The 18925-nt window shown below is 72.7% G+C and carries 18 protein-coding genes and 1 tRNA gene; 1 reads left to right on the forward strand and 18 read right to left on the reverse strand.

What is annotated here, in order from left to right; translation table 11 throughout:
- The 13 genes from ABH931_RS08175 to ABH931_RS08235 all read right to left on the reverse strand — a co-directional run.
- On the reverse strand, nucleotides 1-860 hold an 860-nt coding region (locus tag ABH931_RS08175), incomplete at its 3' end, for a LuxR C-terminal-related transcriptional regulator (protein WP_370111365.1).
- 724 nt (nucleotides 861-1584) lie between these two features.
- Nucleotides 1585-2928 carry an FAD-dependent oxidoreductase gene (locus tag ABH931_RS08180; RefSeq protein ID WP_370111366.1) on the reverse strand — a complete coding sequence of 448 codons (1344 nt, stop codon included), beginning with the start codon at nucleotides 2926-2928 and terminating at the stop codon, nucleotides 1585-1587.
- A 138-nt stretch (nucleotides 2929-3066) separates the two neighbouring features.
- Nucleotides 3067-4251, reverse strand: a complete 1185-nt coding sequence (gene galK / locus ABH931_RS08185) for a galactokinase (RefSeq protein WP_370111367.1) — start codon at nucleotides 4249-4251, stop codon at nucleotides 3067-3069.
- Between the two features lie 81 nt (nucleotides 4252-4332).
- Nucleotides 4333-5322 carry a UDP-glucose 4-epimerase GalE gene (gene galE, locus ABH931_RS08190; protein WP_370111368.1) on the reverse strand — a complete coding sequence of 330 codons (990 nt, stop codon included), beginning with the start codon at nucleotides 5320-5322 and terminating at the stop codon, nucleotides 4333-4335.
- Nucleotides 5319-6458, reverse strand: coding sequence for a galactose-1-phosphate uridylyltransferase (gene galT, locus ABH931_RS08195; protein WP_370111369.1), 1140 nt, complete (start codon nucleotides 6456-6458; stop codon nucleotides 5319-5321). Before galT ends, galE begins: the two co-directional genes overlap by 4 nt.
- Before the next feature lie 196 nt (nucleotides 6459-6654).
- Complete coding sequence (locus tag ABH931_RS08200; RefSeq protein WP_370111370.1) at nucleotides 6655-7329, reverse strand: LuxR C-terminal-related transcriptional regulator; 675 nt, start codon at nucleotides 7327-7329, stop codon at nucleotides 6655-6657.
- A 141-nt stretch (nucleotides 7330-7470) separates the two neighbouring features.
- Nucleotides 7471-7543, reverse strand: a tRNA-Thr gene (locus ABH931_RS08205).
- A gap of 129 nt (nucleotides 7544-7672) precedes the next feature.
- Nucleotides 7673-8404, reverse strand: a complete 732-nt coding sequence (locus ABH931_RS08210) for a hypothetical protein (protein ID WP_370111371.1) — start codon at nucleotides 8402-8404, stop codon at nucleotides 7673-7675.
- A gap of 22 nt (nucleotides 8405-8426) precedes the next feature.
- Complete coding sequence (locus ABH931_RS08215; protein ID WP_370111373.1) at nucleotides 8427-8735, reverse strand: hypothetical protein; 309 nt, start codon at nucleotides 8733-8735, stop codon at nucleotides 8427-8429.
- Nucleotides 8735-9502 (reverse strand): hypothetical protein, encoded by a 768-nt coding sequence (locus ABH931_RS08220; protein ID WP_370111374.1) that lies wholly within the window; start codon nucleotides 9500-9502, stop codon nucleotides 8735-8737. Before ABH931_RS08220 ends, ABH931_RS08215 begins: the two co-directional genes overlap by 1 nt.
- An 11-nt stretch (nucleotides 9503-9513) precedes the next feature.
- Nucleotides 9514-9996: a hypothetical protein gene (locus ABH931_RS08225; RefSeq protein ID WP_370111376.1), complete on the reverse strand. Its 483-nt coding sequence runs from the start codon at nucleotides 9994-9996 to the stop codon at nucleotides 9514-9516.
- Between the two features lie 115 nt (nucleotides 9997-10111).
- Nucleotides 10112-11896 carry an ABC-F family ATP-binding cassette domain-containing protein gene (locus tag ABH931_RS08230; protein WP_370111378.1) on the reverse strand — a complete coding sequence of 595 codons (1785 nt, stop codon included), beginning with the start codon at nucleotides 11894-11896 and terminating at the stop codon, nucleotides 10112-10114.
- A 64-nt stretch (nucleotides 11897-11960) separates the two neighbouring features.
- Entirely contained in the window at nucleotides 11961-12485 is a 525-nt protein-coding gene (locus tag ABH931_RS08235; protein ID WP_370111379.1) for a MarR family winged helix-turn-helix transcriptional regulator, read from the reverse strand.
- A gap of 69 nt (nucleotides 12486-12554) precedes the next feature.
- Here ABH931_RS08235 and ABH931_RS08240 point away from each other — a divergent pair, with 69 nt between their 5' ends.
- Nucleotides 12555-13268 carry an SDR family NAD(P)-dependent oxidoreductase gene (locus ABH931_RS08240; RefSeq protein ID WP_370111381.1) on the forward strand — a complete coding sequence of 238 codons (714 nt, stop codon included), beginning with the start codon at nucleotides 12555-12557 and terminating at the stop codon, nucleotides 13266-13268.
- 74 nt (nucleotides 13269-13342) lie between these two features.
- Here the strand turns inward: ABH931_RS08240 and ABH931_RS08245 are convergent, their stop codons facing one another.
- From ABH931_RS08245 to metG, 5 genes are all read right to left on the reverse strand, one after another.
- On the reverse strand, nucleotides 13343-14311 hold the full coding sequence (locus tag ABH931_RS08245; protein WP_370111383.1) for a 4-(cytidine 5'-diphospho)-2-C-methyl-D-erythritol kinase: 969 nt from the start codon (nucleotides 14309-14311) through the stop codon (nucleotides 13343-13345).
- Between the two features lie 67 nt (nucleotides 14312-14378).
- Entirely contained in the window at nucleotides 14379-15296 is a 918-nt protein-coding gene (gene rsmA, locus ABH931_RS08250; protein ID WP_370111385.1) for a 16S rRNA (adenine(1518)-N(6)/adenine(1519)-N(6))-dimethyltransferase RsmA, read from the reverse strand.
- A gap of 68 nt (nucleotides 15297-15364) precedes the next feature.
- Nucleotides 15365-16063, reverse strand: coding sequence for a transglycosylase family protein (locus ABH931_RS08255; protein ID WP_370111387.1), 699 nt, complete (start codon nucleotides 16061-16063; stop codon nucleotides 15365-15367).
- Nucleotides 16064-16181: 118 nt separating this feature from the next.
- A complete protein-coding gene (locus tag ABH931_RS08260; RefSeq protein ID WP_370111389.1) occupies nucleotides 16182-17057 on the reverse strand; it encodes a TatD family hydrolase in 876 nt (291 codons plus the stop codon).
- Between the two features lie 147 nt (nucleotides 17058-17204).
- Complete coding sequence (metG, locus tag ABH931_RS08265) at nucleotides 17205-18809, reverse strand: methionine--tRNA ligase (protein ID WP_370111390.1); 1605 nt, start codon at nucleotides 18807-18809, stop codon at nucleotides 17205-17207.
- Nucleotides 18810-18925 lie beyond the last annotated feature (116 nt).

Raw genomic sequence — 18925 nt, forward strand, 5'->3', positions numbered from 1 at the left:
GCGCCTCCGTGCGCCCCCCGGCCCCCCGCCGCGCCGGCCCCCCCGGGCCGCCGCCGGCCCGGGGGGGCGCCCCCCCCCCCCCCGCCCCCCACCGGCCCGACACCCGCACGGCGTGCGAGCGCGACCGCTGCGAGCGTCGAGTGCACCCCGAGCTTGCCGAGGACGTTCTGCATGTGCGTGCGCACGGTGTGCGGGGAGAGGTAGAGCCGGTCCGCCACGGCCTGCCGCCCCAGCCCCGCGACCATGCAGCGCAGCACCTGTTTCTCGCGCGGCGTGAGGCTGTCGACCAGGCGCTCGCTCTCCGTCCGGTCGCGGCGCGCGGCGGTGAGCTCGCGGACGACACCCGTGAGCAGGCTCGGCGGCAGGTGCGTCTCGTCGCGCATCACGCCCCGGATGACGGCCATCAGGCGGCCGAGCGAGCTCTCCTTGGCGACCCAGCCCCCCGCGCCCGCCTGGAGCGCCCGTACCGCCCGGTGGGGGTCGTCGGCGGACGCCAGCACGATCACCCGCAGCTCGGGATGGACCGCGCGCATCCGCCCGACCAGGGCGATCCCGTCACCGACGGGCGCGTGACCGGCGACCACGCCCACCCCACCCGGCGTCCGCCGCTGCGCCGGCACCTGGGCGGCGGCGCGCCCGATCGGCGCCACGGCGCTCAGGCCGCCCGCGCCCAGATCGGCGTCGACCAGCATCACCTGAAAGGCCCGCGCCTCCGCCGCGGCCCGCTCCAGCGCGCGCTCCGCCCCGGCGGCGCTGCCCGCCGCCGCGACCTCCACATCGGGCTCTGCGGCCAGCGCGGTCGCCAACGCCTCCGCGAAGATCCGATGTCCGTCGGCCACAAGTACCCTGATCCGCCCCACGTCCGCTCCCCCTGACGCAGCACCCGCCTCCTCCACCACCCAGCGTAGGCTCGCGCCTCCCGCCACGCGCAGCTATCAGCCGAACGAGTCCTGTTACCGGCACGCACCGGCCGAATCGACAGCACCACGACGGGGCGAGCCACGGGCCTCGTACGGACGCGGGCACGGGCACCGGGGGCGCACCGAGACGAGGCGGCCCGGCACGCCGAGGCGGCGGCGCGCCGGGCGAAGAGGCGCCGGGACGGCCGAGGCTCCCGTGCGACCAGGGTCCCGCGCCCCCGCGAGCGCGGAGCGCGCCGCGCAGCGGCAACGGGCGGCGTAGCGCGACCCGCGCATGCCCACCGCGCGGCAACGCCAGGCCCGATCGCGGAGCTGCGCCGGGACGGCCGAGGCTCCCGTGCGACCAGGGTCCCGCGCCCCCGCGAGCGCGGAGCGCGCTGCGCAGCGGCAACGGGCGGCGTAGCGCGACCTGGGCATGCCCACCGCGCGGCAACGCCCGGTCGGAGCGCGGAGCTGCGCCGGGACGGCCGAGGCTCCCGTACGACCACGGCCCCGCGCCCCCGCGAGCGCGGAGCGCGCTGCGCAGCGGCGACGGGCGGCGTAGCGCGACCTTCGCGTGCCCAAGCGCGGAGCGCGCTGCGCAGCGGCGACGGGCCGGCTGGGGCGACTCGCGCGTGCCCGCCGCGCGCCGCCCGCGGGCGCGGGCGCGGTGGGTGGATGGGGGCTACGCGCCGGAGGCGTCGAGCATGGCGTCGCGGGGGACGATCTTGACGCGGTCGCGGCCCTGCGCCGCGCCCAGCTCGCGTTCGCGGGCGTCGAGGCGCTGCCAGCCCTCCCAGGTGGTGAAGCGGACGCCGCGTTCCCGCAGGAAGGCGTCCACCGCCTCCGGCTCGGGGGCGGTCGCGCCCGCGAACTCGCCGGCGGCGTGGTCGGCGAGCAGCGAGGCGACGGTCTCGTTCGCGTCGCCCTTGGTGTGGCCGATCAGGCCGACCGGGCCGCGCTTGATCCAGCCGGTGACGTACGTGCCGGGCTCGACCCTGCCCGCGTCGTGCGGGACCGTGCCGGAGTCCACGTCGAACGGGAGCTTCGGCAACTCCTCGGAGTAGTAGCCGACCGCGCGGTAGACGGACTCGACCGGCCAGTGTGTGAACCGGCCCGTCCCACGGACGTTCCCGCTACCGTCCAGCTCGGTGCGCTCCGTACGGAGGCCCACCACCCGGCCGTCCTCACCGAGCACCTCCACAGGCGACTCGAAGAAGTGCAGGTAGAGCTTGTGCGGGCGGTCGCCGACATCCCGGATCGCCCAGTTCTCGAGCGTGGCGGCGACCATGTCGGCCTGCTTGTTGCCGCGCCGGGTCGCGATCGAGCCCTCGTCGTAGTCGATGTCCTCGGGGGCGACGATGACCTCGATGTTCGGCGAGTGGTCCAGCTCGCGCAGCTCCATCGGGCTGAACTTGGCCTGCGCCGGGCCGCGGCGGCCGAAGACGTGGATCTCCTTGGCGCGGTTCTGCTTCAGGCCCTCGTACACGTTGGCGGGGATCTCCGTCGGCAGCAGCTCGTCCGCGGTCTTGGCCAGCACCCGGGCGACGTCCAGCGCGACGTTGCCGACACCCAGCACGGCCACCTTCTCGGCCGTGAGCGGCCAACTGCGCGGGACGTCGGGGTGGCCGTCGTACCAGAACACGAAGTCGGCCGCGCCGTAGGAGCCCTCCAGATCGATCCCGGGGATGCCGAGGGCGCGGTCGGCGTTGGCGCCGGTCGCGAAGACCACCGCGTCGTAGAAGTTCCTCAGCTCGTCGAGGGTGAGGTCGTTCGGGTAGTCGACGTTGCCGAAGAGGCGTACCTGCGGCTTGTCCATCACCTGGTGCAGCGCGGCGATGATGCCCTTGATCCGCGGGTGGTCGGGGGCGACGCCGTACCGGATCAGGCCGAACGGGGCAGGCATGCGCTCGAGGATGTCGATGGACACGCCCGGGTCCTGCGCGACGTCCGACTTGAGCAGGGCATCGGCGGCGTAGATGCCGGCGGGACCGGACCCGACGACGGCGATCCGCAGGGGGCGAGTCATGACGGAGTACTCCTCGGAACGACAGCAGGACGGACGAAGGCGAGGGCGAACCTTCTGGTTAGGCAACCCTCACCTGGATCACCCTGCCACAGTAGTCAGTCGTTCTTTATGACCCCATAAGCTCGACTTATGAGTTGGTCACCCCAGCCGCCGCGCGCCGGGGGCGGGGGTCGCGGTGAAGAAGGCCGGGGCGTTCCAGCCGTCCTCGGCGGCGTAGGCCGCCTCGATCGCCGCCGAGATCCCCGCCACCCGGACCGGCTCGGTCAGCACGATCACGCAGCCGCCGAATCCGCCGCCCGTCTGGCGCGCGCCGAGCGCGCCGTGGGCGAGAGCGGTGTCCACCGCCGTGTCGGACTGCGGGCACGAGATCGCGAAGTCGTCCCGCTGGGAGGCATGACCGGCCGTGAGGACGGGCCCGAGGGCTCGCAGCTCACCGGCGGCCAGCAGCCGCTCGGCCGCCAGCACGCGGGCGTTCTCGGTGACCACGTGCCGAGTGAGCCGCCGCAGCTCCTCCTCCGGCAGCCGCGCGAGCAGCGCGTCCAGCGCGGCGCCGTCCGCCGCCTCGACATCGACGTCGCGCAGCGCCTTGACGCCCAGCAAGTCCGCGGAGCGCTCGCAGCCGGCCCGGCGGTGACGATAGGCGCCATCCGCGTGGCCGTGCTCCACCCGGGTGTCGACGACGAGGAGGACCAGGCCACCCGCGGCCAGATCGAGCGGAACCTGGCGCTGCGACATGTCACGGGTGTCCAGGAAGAGCGCGGCCCCCTCGGTGCAGCAGAGCGAGGCCGTCTGGTCCATCACGCCGACCGGCGCGCCCACGTAGTCGTTCTCCGCCCGCTGTGCGAGCCGCGCCAGCCGCGGCCGCTCGATGCCGAGGCCGAGCAGCTCGTCACAGGCCAGCAGCACCGCGCACTGCAGCGCCGCCGAGGAGGAGAGCCCGGCTCCGAACGGCACCTCGCTGTCCAGGTGCAGGTCGATCCCGGGCACCGCGTGCCCCTCTTCGCGCAGCACCCACAACGCGCCCGCCGGATAGGCGGCCCAGCCCTCGACGGACCCCGGCGCCATCGAGTCGACCGTGAACTCGACCACGACCCCGTCGCCCTGTGAACTGTGCACCCGCACCCGGCCGTCGTCCCGACGGGCCACCGCGACACGGGCGGCGTGCGGCAGGGCCACCGGCAGCACGAAGCCGTCGTTGTAGTCGGTGTGCTCGCCGATCAGGTTGATCCGGCCGGGCGCCTGCCAGACGCCCTCCGGCTCCCGCCCGTACAGAGCGACGAACTCCTCGGCGACCAGGACGGCGGACTCGTGCGGCGTGTTCACGGGCGGGATCTCCTAGGGCTGCGGAGTCGCACCGCACCGGGCCCCGGCAGCTGGACCGGGGCTCGCGGCGGGGGCGGGGTGTCAGGGATGCTGCGGTACGGCGGACGCGTTCTCGCCGGCGAGGGAGAGCGCGAACTCCCAGGCGTCGGCGACGATGCCGTCCAGATCGGCCCGGCGCGGACGCCAGCCGAGGGCCTGGTGCGCGCGGTCGGCGGAGGCCACCAGCACGGCCGGATCACCGGGACGGCGCTCGGCGACGACCGCCTTGATCTCACGGCCCGTCACCCGGCGCACGGCCTCGATGACCTCGCGCACCGAGAAGCCGTTGCCGTTGCCGAGGTTGCAGATCAGGTGCTCGCCGGACCTGGCGGCGCCAAGGGCCAGCAGGTGGGCCTCCGCCAGGTCGGCGACGTGGATGTAGTCGCGTACGCAGGTGCCGTCGGGCGTCGGGTAGTCCTCGCCGAAGACGGAGATGTGCGGGCGACTGCCCAGCGCGGCCTGGATGACCAGCGGGATCAGGTGCGACTCCGGGTCGTGGCGCTCGCCCTGGCGGCCGTAGGCCCCGGCGACGTTGAAGTAGCGCAGCGACACCGCGGCCAGGCCGTGGGCGTTCGCCTCACTGGTGATCATGTGGTCGACGGCCAGCTTGCTGGCGCCGTACGGGTTGGTCGGGCTGGTCGGCGCGGTCTCGACGATCGGCGTCGTCTCCGGCTCGCCGTAGACGGCGGCCGTGGAGGAGAAGACCAGGCGGCGCACGCCCGTCTTGCGCATCGCTGTCAGCAGCTCCAGCGAGCCCGCCACGTTGTTGCGCCAGTACTTCTCCGGGTCCACCACGGACTCGCCCACCTGGGAGCTGGCGGCGAAGTGCAGCACCCCGTCGAAGGAGCCGTCCAGCACCTCGGCGGCGTCCTGGACCCGGCCCTGCACGAAGGTCGCCCCGTCGGGCACCGACTCGCGGAAGCCCGTCGACAGGTCGTCGAGAACGACCACCTGGTGCCCCGCCTCCAGCAGGTGCGCCGCAACGACACCCCCGACGTAGCCGGCGCCACCGGTGACCAGGTACTGACTCATGGCTTGACCTCCCGCAGGCGTCGCGCGGCGTTCTCGGGCGCGACGTCGTTGATGAACACGTCCATGCCGGACTCCGAGCCGGCCAGGAACTTGAGCTTCCCTACGGTACGACGGATGGTGAAGAGCTCCATGTGAAGCGCCAGCTCATCGGCTCCCTCCCGGGCACCGGCGCCGTGCCGCACGGGGGCCTGGTGCCAGGCGGCGATGTACGGCGTCCTGTTGACCGCGCCCCCCGTGCTCCCCTCCTGCCCCGGCTCCTCCGCTGTGAACAGCAGGTCGAAGCGCCGCAGCAGGTCGAGGTACACGTGTGTGAACTCGGCGCGCTCGTCGTCGTTGAGCGCGAGCAGGTCACGGACCCGGCGGTTGGGATACAGATGCACTTCATAGGGCCAGTGGGCCGCGAACGGCACGAAGGCGGTCCAGTGCTCCCCCGCGACGACGATCCGCTCGCCGGACACGCGCTCCGCCGCCAGCTGGTCCTCGAAGAGGTTGCGTCCGGTCTCGCGCCGGTGCGCGGCGGCCGCGGCGGTCATCCGCTCCGTGCGCGGGGTCACGAACGGGTAGGCGTAGATCTGCCCGTGCGGGTGGCCCAGGGTGACCCCGATCTCCGCTCCACGGTTCTCGAAGCAGAAGACCTGCTCGACTCCGGGCAGCGCGGACAGCTCGGCGGTGCGGTCCGTCCAGGCCTCCAGCACCGTGGCGACCTGGCGTGGCGTGAGGTCGGCGAAGGAGGCGTCGTGGTCGGGGGTGAAGCAGACCACCTCGCAGCGCCCGGCCGCCGGCCTGATCACGTGTGGCGGCGTCGCCCGGACCTGCTCGGGGTGCGGGTGGGTGGCCAGAGAGGGGAAGCGGTTCTCGAAGACCACGACCTCGTAGTCGGGCTCGGGGATCTCGCTCAGGCGCCCGTCCCGGGAGGGACAGAGCGGGCACTCGTCCGCCGGCGGGTGGTAGATCCGGCCCTGCCGATGGGCGGCGACGACCACCCACTCGTCGAGTACGGGGTCGTGGCGCAGTTCGGAGAGGGTCTCACCGTGCGGCAGCGGCCGGCGGTCCTCGGCGTCGCGGACGGCGTCGTCACGGGAGTCGTAGTAGATCAACTCACGGCCGTCGGCCAGTCGCGTGCTGGTCTTCTTCACTACGGGGTTCTCCAAGGTCGGCCTCGCAGACGTTCTCGCTCGCTCGGTTCAACATAATCGAACATAAACAAGCAGCAGTCAACAGGCCGGGGGGAGACTCCTCGCCCAAGTGAGCAGCGGGCATCGAGAACCCTCCGAGATTCGGAAGGAACTGTTCGGAACTGTTCGTTTTCACATCGACATGTCGAACATCCGCTCAGTCGGCGGAGCCGCCGACCTGCTCCAGCAACCCGGTCCGCGCCGCGACGGCGGCCGCCTCCAGGCGGGTGCGCGCGCCGAGCTTCACCAGAACCCGCTGCACATGGGTCCGCGCGGTGCTCGGCGCGATCCGCATGCCTTCGGCGATCTCGTGCGTGTCCTGGCCTTCGGCGATCCTGGCCAGCACCTCCGCCTCGCGCCGGGTCAGCAGCCGCAGCAGGCGCAGCGCCTCGTCGTCCGGCTCCGAGGCCGGTCGCAACAGCTGGTCGAACGCGACCCGCAGCAGCTCCGGCGAGACCGCGGCCTCCCCCGCCCGCACCCGTCCGAGCGCGCGCTCGACGACCTCGATCCGCTCGTCCTGCCGGACGTACCCGGCCGCCCCGGCCGCGAACGCCGCGGCCACTCCGGCGAGGTGGTCCACATTGCCCATCACCACGACCGCGACCTCCGGCCGCTCCCGCCGGATCCGCCGGATCGCGTCGAGCGCGGCCCCGTCCTGCGGCCGGGCCACCCCCAGCAGGCACGCCTCCGGCCTCCGGCTCGCCACCAGATCGGCGGCGACGCCCGTCGGCGTCCCGACAGCGAGCACCCGGTGCCCACGCAACTGCAAGGCCGCGGCCAGCGCCTCCGCGAGCAACCGGTGGTCGTCCACGACCACGAGCCGAACACCCACGGCGCCCTCCGCCCTCCCCTGGCACGATGTGTGACGACCCATCACAGCGCATTGTGCCCGAGGTCCGCCACAACACCGCCCGAACGGGGGATCAGAACGCCGAAGGCCCGCATCCGGATCGGATGCGGGCCTTCGTTGCGGAGCCCCCATGCGGAATCGAACCGCAGACCTTCTCCTTACCATGGAGACGCTCTACCGACTGAGCTATAGGGGCGAACGAGGAAGACATTACCTGGCCAGCGGCCAGATGTGAAATCCGGGATCTTCCCCGCCCTCCGGGGCCGCGAGCGCTCCACCGATCACCGCGTGGAGCGCCACGCCGCCGGCACCCGCCCGGGTGCCCTCAGATGTTCGTCGCGACGGGCCAACGACCGCTCGGGAAGGCGGTACTGTCCACGGCCAGGCCGTGCAGGGTCGACACCTGGCTGGCCTCGGTACCGATCAGGGTGCCGATCGCCGCGACCAGGCCGACGAAGACACCGACCGCCGTGGCGGCCGCAGCCAGCCCGGCCGCGAGGCCGGCGGGCGCAGCCACGACGCTCGCGTCACCCGCGGCGGCGGTGATCTCCGCGGCGATGAACTGGGCCACGACGAGCGCCACCGCAATGTAGAAGGCGAGCCCCGCCTCCGCACAGGACCGCAGCGAACTGGCCGTGGAGTCGGCGATCGTGGCGAGCTGTGCGGCCGCGGTCGACTGAGGGCCGATGGCGTTCGTGTACGCCGTCGCGGCATCGCCGGTCCACTGCCCGGTGGAACCCAGCGAGGACGGGTTCACGTCAGCGGCGACGCTGGTGGCGATGCCACGCACGGTCTCCCACTTGTAGGCGTCCTCCCACATGGTGATCGGCGCCTCGATGCCTTCCATGACCTGCGTCATCATGTTCATCAGCTCTTCGACGAGCTTGATCAGCTCGTCCTTCAGCCAGATGATCAGCCGGGCGACCGGCTCGGGGATGAACCACTCGTTGGCCAGCTTGACCGAGGCGATGTCGATCTGCGAAGCCTTGTGCTGCACGTCCGGGACCTTGGTGTTGATCCGCTGGACGGTCTCGTGGAACTGCGAGGGGTTGAACACTGCGATCCTCCGATGCGTCCGGTCAGCCGTGCAGGGTGTTGAACGACTGGGCCGTCGCGGTCTCGTGGGTCTCGTAGCCGTTGGCCGTCATGCGCAGGGCCCCCGCGATCCTGTACATCTCGTCACTCCCTTCCGACGCACGGTCCGCCATCGACTGCACCAAGGCGTCGATCGACGACGCGAGGGGTTCGAAGATGCCCGCCGGGACGCCACCCATCCGCAGCGGCATCACGTCCGCCTTGATGGTGGACAGCTTGTAGCCCTCGTCGTTCCAGGTGCCCGCCTCCTTGTAGAGCGTGTCCACGGTGACGGTGTAGCCCTGACCACTCATCAGAACGCTCCTTCGCGGGTCGAGGTGGGCCGGCTCCCCTGGGATACACCCGCGATCCTGGCCATCAGCTCGGCGACCAGCGCGCCGCTGCGGTCGCGGAAGTCCGGGCCCCGAGTGGCGGCGGCCTGCCTCGCCTCGTGCAGGGCCGAACGCAGGGCGGCCTCGATCCGGCCGTCGTCCTGGGTCTCCGCCCACCGCGAGTCGACGACGCAGCTCCGGATGGCGTGCTCGGTCAGCACGATGGAGACGCTCTCGGTGCTGCCCCCCGCGTGCGTACCGGTGGCCAGGCCACCGCCGCCCGGACCGCCGTCGAACGCGTCGAGCAGTGAGAACGCGTCCTCGACGATGGCCGAGAGCTCCCTCGGCGGCTCCTGCGCGGCGTACGCCGCGGCCTGGAAGGGGCTGCGCTCCTGGCCGGCGTGGCCCGCCGCGGGAGCCGCTGCCGGCTGGTCCACCGTCGCCACCATCTCGGTGACACCCGAGTCGTCCAACGCCTTTGCCCACGAGGCCATGCGGCGGGCCATGGCCTGCTGCGCCGCCTCGAGGACGGCCCCGGACAGCCCCCCGGTCCCACACTTGCCGCGCCATCCCGACAGCAGCCGGATGCTCTCGGGCAATCCGTCCTCGGCCAGGCGGACCCGGACCGAACCCGAACGGTCCTGGTCCTCGAAGGCGCCGACCGGCACCTCGCTCGCCCTCCTGGCTATGTCGACGAGCCGGGACAGCCGGCCCTGGGCTTGGGCCAACCGCTCGAACGGTTGCTGCACTCTTTCCCCCATCATGTCGTGTACGGGCGGTCCATCGGCGCGGGAAGGGACACCTCGGGAATCTGGACGTCCGGCCGCCCGCGCTTGGGCCTGCGCCCGAACTCCCAGGTGATCCGCTCTTCCATCCTGGCCAGCGCCACCTGGGCGTCCGGTGTCGGATACGCCCGCGCCTCCTGCGGCCAGCCAGGCGGATGGAACCCGATACCGCCGTTCACATGCCAGTGCACGGGCGGCGGCAGCGCCTGGTCGGCGGCCGGATTGCGCATCCACGCGGCGGTGCGCCGCGCGAGCGGATCCTCGCTGCGCCGGAAGCGCAACTGACCTACGAAACGCCGCCGTTGATCCGGGAACATCGGGCCCTCGTAGCTGAATCCGTAGAGCCCGGCCACCCATACGGCGAGCGCCGCCAGATGCATGTCGGCGCCCGCACTGAACCCGATGGCCGGCGGCTCCGTCCACAGACGGTTCGCGAACCCCTCCAGGGCGTCAACCATCAGACTCCTCGTCTCCGAACCAGCCATCGACTGTACACACCGGTACCGACGCGCCGTCAGTTGGCCCGGAGGTTCGGACATCTCCCCGGAGGGGCGGGAGCCGGCCCCGGGACGCTCACGCGTCTTCGGCGAGCTCCAGCCACTGCATCTCCAGCTCGTCGCGCTCGTCCTTGACGGCGCGCAGCTGGGTGTCCAGCTCGGCGATCCTGCCGAAGTCCGCGGCGTGCTCGGCCATCTGGGCGTGGAGCTTGGTCTCCTTCTCCTCCAGCTTGGCGAGCTGGCGCTCGATCCGCTGGAGCTCCTTCTTCGCCGCACGGGTGTCGCCGCCGGCCTTCTTGGCGACCGGGGCCGGGGCCGTGGCCTCGACCAGGGCGGCGCGGCGCTCCAGGTACTCGTCGATGCCGCGCGGCAGCATCCGCAGACGGCGGTCGCCGAGCAGCGCCCAGACGTTGTCCGTGGTGCGCTCGATAAAGAACCGGTCGTGCGAGATCACCACGAGCGACCCCGGCCAGCCGTCGAGGAGGTCCTCCAGCTGGTTGAGGGTCTCGATGTCGAGGTCGTTGGTGGGCTCGTCCATGAACAGCACGTTGGGCTCGTCCATGAGCAGGCGCAGCAGCTGCAGCCGGCGCCGCTCACCACCGGAGAGATCGGCGACGGGCGTCCACTGCTTCTCCTTTGTGAACCCGAACGTCTCGCAGAGCTGGCTCGCGGACAGTTCACGGCCCTTGCCCAGGTCGACGCGGCCGCGCACCTGCTCCACCGCCTCCAGCACGCGCAGCGTGCCGGGCAGTTCGGCGACCTCCTGGGAGAGGTAGGCGAGCTTGACGGTCTTGCCGACCGCGACCTTGCCGCCGGCCGGCTGCTGCTCGCCGTCGCTGGCCCAGGCCTGCTGCATCGCGCGCATGAGGGAGGTCTTGCCGGCGCCGTTCACACCGACCAGGCCGACGCGGTCGCCAGGGCCGAGCTGCCAGGTGAGACGTTCCAGCAGCAGCTTGTCACCGGCCTGGACGGTCACGTCCTCCAGGTCGAAGACCGTCCGGCCGAGCCGTGAGTTGGCGAACTTCATCAGCTCGACCCGGTCGCGCGGCGGCGGCACGTCCGCGATCAGCTCGTTCGCAGCCTCGACGCGGTAGCGCGGCTTCGAGGTACGGGCGGGGGCACCGCGGCGCAGCCAGGCCAGCTCCTTGCGGACCAGGTTCTGCCGCTTGGTCTCCTCCGTCGCCGCGATCCTGGAGCGCTCGGCGCGGGCGAAGACGTAGTCGGAGTAGCCGCCCTCGTACTCGTGGACGGCGCCGGACTCCACGTCCCACATCCGGGTGCAGACCTGGTCGAGGAACCAGCGGTCGTGGGTGACGACGACGAGCGCGCTACGGCGCGCCTGGAGGTGCCCGGCGAGCCAGGCGATGCCCTCGACGTCGAGGTGGTTGGTCGGCTCGTCCAGGACCAGCAGGTCGTGGTCCTCGATCAGCAGCTTCGCCAGCGCGATCCGGCGTCGCTCACCGCCGGAGAGCGGGCCGATGACGGTGTCCAGGCCCTGCGGGAAGCCGGACAGGTCCAGGCCGTCGAACAGGCCGGTGAGCACGTCGCGGATGCGGGCGTCGCCCGCCCACTCGTGGTCGGCCTTGTCGCCGACCACCTCGTGGCGGATGGTCGCCTTCGGGTCCAGCGCGTCGCCCTGGGCCAGCACGCCGATGGCGAGGCCGGTCACGTGCGTCACACGGCCGGTGTCCGGCTCCTGGCTCTTGGCCATGATCTGCGTGAGCGTCGACTTGCCGTCTCCGTTGCGGCCGACCACGCCGATCCGGTCACCCTCACTGACGCCGACGGACACGCCGTCGAGCACGGCTCGGGTGCCGAAGACCTTGGTGACGGCTTCGACGGTGACGAGGTTGACTGCCACGAGTGCTGCGCTCCTGCGGGGGCTCGGATGAGGTGCCGACCTACCAGGGTAGTGGGCCGGGCGTTCAGCTCGGTTCGCCGATCCGGGATCGGGCGTCGGCCAGCAGTCGATCGAGCAGCCCGGACAGCGCCGCACGCTGCTCCGGATCGAGGCCGCCGACCAGTTGCGCCTCCCGGCCGAGCACGGCGTCGACGGACCGCTCGACGAGCGCGTGCCCCGCCTGCGTGAGGGAGACCAGTACGGCGCGCGAACCCGGCTCCGGGGTGCCACGGCGCTCCACCAGGCCCTCCCGCTCGGCGCGGGCGACGCGCTGCGAGATCGCGCCGGCGGTGACCAGGGTCCGGCGGGTGAGCTCCCGGGTGGTCAGCGCGTAGGGGGCCCCGGCGCGGCGCAGCACCGAGAGCAGGTCCAAGGTCGCGGAGTCGAGACCAGCCGCCCGCAGGACCCGCGCGCGGTCGTCGGCGAACAGCTTGGCCAGCCGCAGGATCGGCGTGACGATCTCGATCGACCCGGTCGGTGTCCCCGGCCGCTCGCGCTGCCAGGCGGCGGCGATCTCCGCCGCCTCGATCTGCGGCCCGAACTCCGTCACTGCGCCTTCCCCTCGTCGCACTGCTACGTTTAGCTCTAAACATACAGCTGTCGGGGAGGGCGGAAGTCGATGACGGACCTGCGCACGGTGGTGGTGACCGGCGGGAGCAGCGGGATCGGACGGGCGGTGGCCGCGCGGTTCGCCGCCGACGAGCGGGCCCGGGTGTTCGTCACCGGGCGGCGGAAGGACCGGCTGGACGCGGTGGCCGCCGGGTCCGGCGTGACGGGCGTGGTCTGCGACGGCACCGACCCGCAGGCCGTGGCCCGGCTCGCGGAGCAGGTCGGGGACCGGGTCGACGTCCTGGTGAACGCGGCCGGCGGACTCGCCCCCACGCCGGAGGGCGGCGGCCTGCTGGAGCAGTGGGAGGCGATGTACCGCCTCAACGTGCTGACAGCCGTGCTCACCACCGACGCCCTGCGCGACCGGTTCACACCCGGAGGCAGCGTGATCAGCATCGGCTCCATCGGCGCGGAGCGCCGTGGGGGCTCCTACGGCGCGGCGAAGGCCGCTTTGCAGGCGTGGAACGGCTTTCTCTCCGCGGAGCTCGGCCCGCACGGGGTCAGCGCCAACGTGGTCTCGTGCGGCTACATCGCCGACACCGGGTTCTTCCAGGGCGCGATGACGCCCGAACGCCACGCCTCCCTGGTCGCCGAGACGCACGACGGCCGCCCCGGCACGCCTTTCGACGTCGCCGAGACGGTCTTCTTCCTCGCCTCCCCGGGCGCCCGCCATCTCACTGGCCAGACCATCCACGTGAACGGCGGCGCGTTCACCACCCGCTGACCCGCGCGACCGGGCCGGCCGCTCAGGCGGGACGCCCGGACCGGCCACTCGGACCGGCCGCTCGGGCCCGCGGATCAGGCCAGGGTCGCGCCCGGGACCGGGCCTTCCGTGAGCCGGACCTCGCGGCAGGTGCCGGACTTGACCAGCGCGGCCGCGACCGCCGCGGCCGCGCCGGCGTCCTTGGCCAGGAACGCGCAGGTGGGGCCGGAGCCGGAGACCAGGGCCCCGATCGCGCCCGCCTCGGTTCCCGCCCGCAGCGTCCGTGCCAGGGCGGGGCGCAGCGAGAGCGCGGCCGGCTGGAGGTCGTTGCCGAGGGCCGCCCCGAGCGCGGCGGCGTCGCCGGACGCGAGGGCGTCCAACAGGGCGGCATCCGCGCTCGGCTGCGGCACGCGGGACTCGTCCGCGCCGCCGGGGCCGCCGGCCTCCTCGCGCAGGCGGTCGCACTCGCCGTAGACGGCGGGTGTGGACAGGCCGCCGTCGGCGACGGCGAAGACCCAGTGGAACGTGCCGCCGACCGGCACCGGCGTCAGCCGCTCGCCGCGGCCCTCACCGAGCGCCACCCCGCCGTGCATCGAGAACGGCACGTCGCTGCCGAGGTCGGCCGCGAGGCCGAAGAGCGTCTCGCGGTCCGTGCCCAGTCCCCACAGCACGTCGCAGGCGAGCAGCGCCGCCGCCGCGTCCGCGCTGCCGCCGGCCATGCCGCCCGCGACGGGGATGTCCTTGTCGATGTGCAGCGCGACGTTCGCCTCCACGCCGTGGTGCGCGGCGAGCGCCAGCGCCGCGCGGGCGGCCAGGTTGCTGTCGTCCGTCGGCACGACGTCGGCGTCCCGGCCGGAGACGGTCAGCGTGACGCCCCGGCCCGGACGCGCGGTGACGGTGTCCCACAGGCCGACCGCGAAGAAGACGGTCGCCAGCGCGTGGAACCCGTCCGCCCGGCGGCCGCCCACCGCCAGCTGCACGTTGACCTTGGCCGGGACGCGGACGGTGACGCTGTCGGGCAGGGACGCGGAAGCCGGTTCGAGGACGGACTCGGACGCGTTCATCGGCGGAAGGCTCCTGGTGACTGACTGTGTGCTGAGGCGGACGCAGGCCTGACGGGAGGGAAGACGCTCAGCCCTGCGGCGTGGGCGGCTTGTTCTCGGCGATGGCGATGAACTGCTCCACCGTCAGCGCCTCGCCGCGCAGCCGGTGGTCGAGCCCGGCGGCGGCGAGCGCGGCCTCGGCGGCGGCCGGGCTGCCCGCCCAGCCCGCGAGCGCGGCGCGCAGGGTCTTGCGCCGCTGGGCGAACGCCGCGTCGACCACGGCGAAGACCTCCTGCCGCGTGGCGGTCGTCTTCAGCGGCTCGTCACGGCGCACCAGCGAGACCAGACCGGAGTCGACGTTCGGCGCGGGCCAGAACACGTTGCGGCCGATCGCCCCGGCGCGCTTGACCCGCGCGTACCACTGGGCCTTGACCGAGGGCACCCCGTAGACCTTGTTGCCCGGCTGCGCGGCGAGCCGGTCGGCGACCTCCGACTGGACCATGACCAGCGTGCGCTCGATGCTGGGGAACATCTCCAGCATGTGCAGCAGCACCGGGACCGCCACGTTGTACGGCAGGTTGGCCACCAGCGCGGTGGGCGCCGGGCCCGGCAGCTCGGTGACGGTCATCGCGTCCGCGTGCACCAGCGCGAACCGGTCCGCCTTCGCCGGCATCCGCGCGGCGACGGTGGTCGGCAGGTGCTGCGCCAGCAGCGGGTCGATCTCGATCGCGGTGACCCGGTCCACGGCCTCCAGCAGCCCGAGCGTCAGCGAGCCGAGCCCCGGTCCGACCTCCACGACGACGTCGTCGGGCCGCACCTCCGCCGCGCGCACGATCCGCCGGACGGTGTTCGCGTCGATGACGAAGTTCTGCCCGCGCTGCTTGGTCGGCCGTACGCCGAGCCGTCCGGCCAGTTCACGGACGTCAGCGGGGCCCAGCAGCGCGGAGTCGGACGGCGCCGTGCCGGACTCTGCGGAAGGGGCGGATTCGGGATCGGTGGTGCTCACCCGGCAAGGATACGGGCCCGGGGGCCCCGCCCAGAGCTGCGGCCGCGCGGCGCGGACCGGCGGCCGGATCAGTGCTCCGCGCGGTGACCGCAGACGGGCCAGGGCGCGGAGCCGCGCTCGTGGAAGAGGGCGACGGCACGGGAGGTCTGTTCGGAGGCGGAGGCGTTCTGCGGGAGGCCGCGGCCGCCGAGACTGTGCCAGGTGTGGGCGTCGAACTGGTAGAGCCCGCCGTAGCGCCCGGACGGGTCGGTGATGTGCGGGTTGCCGCCCGACTCGCAGCGGGCGAGGGCGGACCAGTCGAGCGCGCCCGTCCCGAAGTGCACGAGCGGAGAGGACGCACGGTGCCGGCCACGGTTCGCGGCCTGCTCGGCGAGGCCGGCCGGGCGGACCTCCTCCGCCGCGCGGTGGCGGGGCCGGGCGTGCCGCGGCCGGGAGGGCAGCTGCGGGGCGGCGGGCGCTCCCGGCGCGTGCGGCAGCACCAGTGTCTCCACCGTGCGCGGAGCCGACAGCGCCACGGCCGCGGCACGCGCGTCTGCCGCCTCGACGGCGCCACCGGGCGCGGCGTCCCCGGCCCGGCTCGCCTGCGGGACACCCGCGAGGGCGCCGTCCGGCAGCACGTCCGCCGCCTCGGCGACCCGCTCCGCGTCCGCGCTCCGCGCCTCCTCGGCCAGGAACGCGCCGGTGCCGCCGACCAGCAGGGCCAGGATCAGCGCCTGCGGCACGGTACGCTGCGCCCCGCCGGAGGCTCCGCCCGAAGAAACGTTCACGCGTGCTCCCACCTGGTCGTTCGTCCACCTGCGGCCCCTCGACCGCGGACTGTTCAACGACCTCCGGGGGCGACCGTCACGTCCCCCGGAGGGTGGAACCGCGAGCGGACGCCGCGTGTCAGTAATCGAACGCGCGCGCCGTGTTCGCCGCGACCGCCGCCGCCATCTCGTCCTCCCCGACGCCCTTGACCTGCGCCATCGCGCGCAGCGTGAGGGGGATCAGGTACGGCGCGTTCGGCCGCCCCCGGAACGGCGCCGGCGTCAGGAACGGCGCGTCCGTCTCCACCAGGATGCGGTCCATCGGAGTGACGGCCAGCGCCGCCCGCAGGTGGTGGTTGGCCGGGAAGGTGACGGGCCCCGCGAACGACAGGTAGTACCCCGCCTCCGCACAGACCTTGGCCATCTCCTCGTCACCGGAGTAGCAGTGGAAGACGGTCCGATCGGGCGCGCCCTCCTCGACCAGGATGCGCAGCACGTCCCCGTGGGCGTCGCGGTCGTGGATCACCAGCGCCTTGCCGTGCTTCTTCGCCAGCGCGATGTGACGGCGGAACGACTCCTGCTGGATCTCCACGCCCTCGGGCCCGGTGCGGAAGTAGTCCAGCCCGGTCTCCCCCACGCCCCGCACCTGCGGCAGCCCGGCCAGCGCGTCGATCTCCGCGATCGCGGCGTCCAGCGCCGCCATCCCGCCCGGGCCGCGCTTCTGACCGCTCCAGCCGTCCGGGTCGCCGAGCACGATCCGCGGCGCCTCGTTCGGATGCAGGGACACCGTGGCGTGCACGTTCGCGTGTACCGCCGCGAGCTCCGCGGCCCAGCGTGAACCGGGAATGTCGCACCCGACCTGGACGACCGTGTTCACACCGACGGACGCGGCCTTGGCGAGGATCTCCTCGGGGGTCGCGTCCTGCATGTCCAGATGCGTGTGCGAGTCCGCGACGGGCACCCGCAGCGGCTCCGGCGCCGGAGGCGCCGTGTTGTCACCCTTGGAGCGGGCCACGTTGAAAACCTTTCTCAGCCACGTGAGGGGCGCGAGGAACCGCGCGACAAGCCACCCTCGGCGGAAGAACCCCGAACGTGCAGGGCCATCCGCTCATCAGTGGTTCTCGCGCAGTTCCCCGCGCCCCTGGGGACGTGCGACTGCCTCTTAGTCCTTCTTCTCCTCAAGGCGCGGGAAGAGGATCTCACCCTTGGTGACCGTGACGCCCGCCGGAAGCGTGCCCCACTGCGCCGCCTCGCCGATCCGCTGGTCGGCCAGCGCGCCGAGCACGGCCTCCGCGCCGAGGGAGTCCCACAGCAGGCCCGAGACCCGCGGCATGACCGAGTTCAGCAGGACCGCCACGCCGCGCAGCGACTCCGCCGCCGCGTAGAGGATCGTCGCGAGGCGGGCCTGGCCCTCCGCGGACTCGTCCTTGGCGACCTTCCACGGCTCCTGCTCGGTGAGGTAGCCGTTGACCTGCTTGACGAACTCGAAGATCGCCGCGATGCCGCCGGCGAAGTCCAGCTTCTCGCCGATCTTGTCGTCCGACTCGGCGACAGCCTTCGCCAGACCCGCGGCCAGCGCCTCCTCGGCCGGGCCGGACGCCGTCGCGGCCGGCAGCACGCCGTCGAAGTACTTGCCGACCATGGCCGCCACCCGCGAGGCGAGGTTGCCGAAGTCGTTGGCGAGCTCGGAGGTGTAGCGGGCGGAGAAGTCCTCCCACGAGAACGAGCCGTCGGTGCCGAACGGGATCGCGCGCAGGAAGTAGTACCGGTACGCGTCCACGCCGAAGTGCTGGGTCAGGTCCTGCGGGGCGATGCCGGTCAGGTTGGACTTGCTCATCTTCTCGCCGCCGACCATCAGCCAGCCGTTGGCGACCACGCGCTTGGGCAGCGGCAGGCCGTTGGCCATCAGCATCGCCGGCCAGATCACCGCGTGGAAGCGGAGGATGTCCTTGCCCACCAGGTGCACGTCGGCCGGGAAGGTCGACTCGAACTTCTCCTGGTCGGATCCGTAGCCGACGGCGGTGGCGTAGTTGAGCAGCGCGTCCACCCACACGTAGATGACGTGCTTCGGGTCCCACGGGATCTGCACGCCCCAGTCGAAGGTGGACCGGGAGATGGAGAGGTCCTGCAGGCCCTGCTCGACGAAGCGGACCACCTCGTTACGCGCCGACTCCGGCTGGATGAAGCCGGGGTTGGCCGCGTAGAACTCCAGCAGCTTGGGGCCGTACTCGGAGAGCTTGAAGAAGTAGTTCTCCTCCTTGAGCATCTCGACCGGCTTCTTGTGGATGGCGCAGATCTTGTGACCCGCGAACTCACCCTCGCCGTCGAGCAGCTCGCCCGGGGCCTTGTACTCCTCGCAACCCACGCAGTACGGGCCCTCGTAGCCGCCCTGGTAGATCTCGCCCTTGTCGTACAGGTCCTGGACGAACTCCTGCACCCGGGCCGTGTGCCGGTCCTCGGTGGTGCGGATGAAGTCGTCGTTGGCGATCTCCAGGTGCTCCCAGAGGGGCTTCCATGCCTCCTCGACGAGCTTGTCGCACCACTCCTGCGGCGTGACGCCGTTGGCCTCGGCGGTGCGCATGATCTTCTGGCCGTGCTCGTCCGTCCCGGTGAGGTACCACACCTGCTCGCCCCGCTGGCGGTGCCAGCGGGTCAGCACGTCGCCTGCGACGGTGGTGTACGCGTGACCGAGGTGCGGGCGGTCGTTGACGTAGTAGATCGGCGTCGAGACGTAGTAGCTCTTACCGGTGTTCTGGACGGCGGTCATGCCGTAATGGTATCGGCCGCCGACGGTGGCCCCGCCCGGGTGACCACGCCTCGGTCGGCGACACTCCCGCCACCGCGAACGGCACCGGCAACGGCACCGAGAACGGCGTTGGTAAC

The sequence above is a fragment of the Streptacidiphilus sp. MAP12-33 genome (genome assembly GCF_041261265.1).
Lineage (GTDB): Bacteria > Actinomycetota > Actinomycetes > Streptomycetales > Streptomycetaceae > Streptacidiphilus.

Coding starts and splice junctions, on each gene's coding strand:
- ABH931_RS08240 (WP_370111381.1), top strand. CDS start 12,555: ATGACGGACCTGCGCACGGTGGTGGTGACCGGCGGGAGCAGCGGGATC.
- ABH931_RS08215 (WP_370111373.1), bottom strand. CDS start 8,735: ATGAGTGGTCAGGGCTACACCGTCACCGTGGACACGCTCTACAAGGAG.
- ABH931_RS08180 (WP_370111366.1), bottom strand. CDS start 2,928: ATGACTCGCCCCCTGCGGATCGCCGTCGTCGGGTCCGGTCCCGCCGGC.
- galE (WP_370111368.1), bottom strand. CDS start 5,322: ATGAGTCAGTACCTGGTCACCGGTGGCGCCGGCTACGTCGGGGGTGTC.
- ABH931_RS08245 (WP_370111383.1), bottom strand. CDS start 14,311: ATGAACGCGTCCGAGTCCGTCCTCGAACCGGCTTCCGCGTCCCTGCCC.
- metG (WP_370111390.1), bottom strand. CDS start 18,809: ATGACCGCCGTCCAGAACACCGGTAAGAGCTACTACGTCTCGACGCCG.
- ABH931_RS08225 (WP_370111376.1), bottom strand. CDS start 9,996: ATGGTTGACGCCCTGGAGGGGTTCGCGAACCGTCTGTGGACGGAGCCG.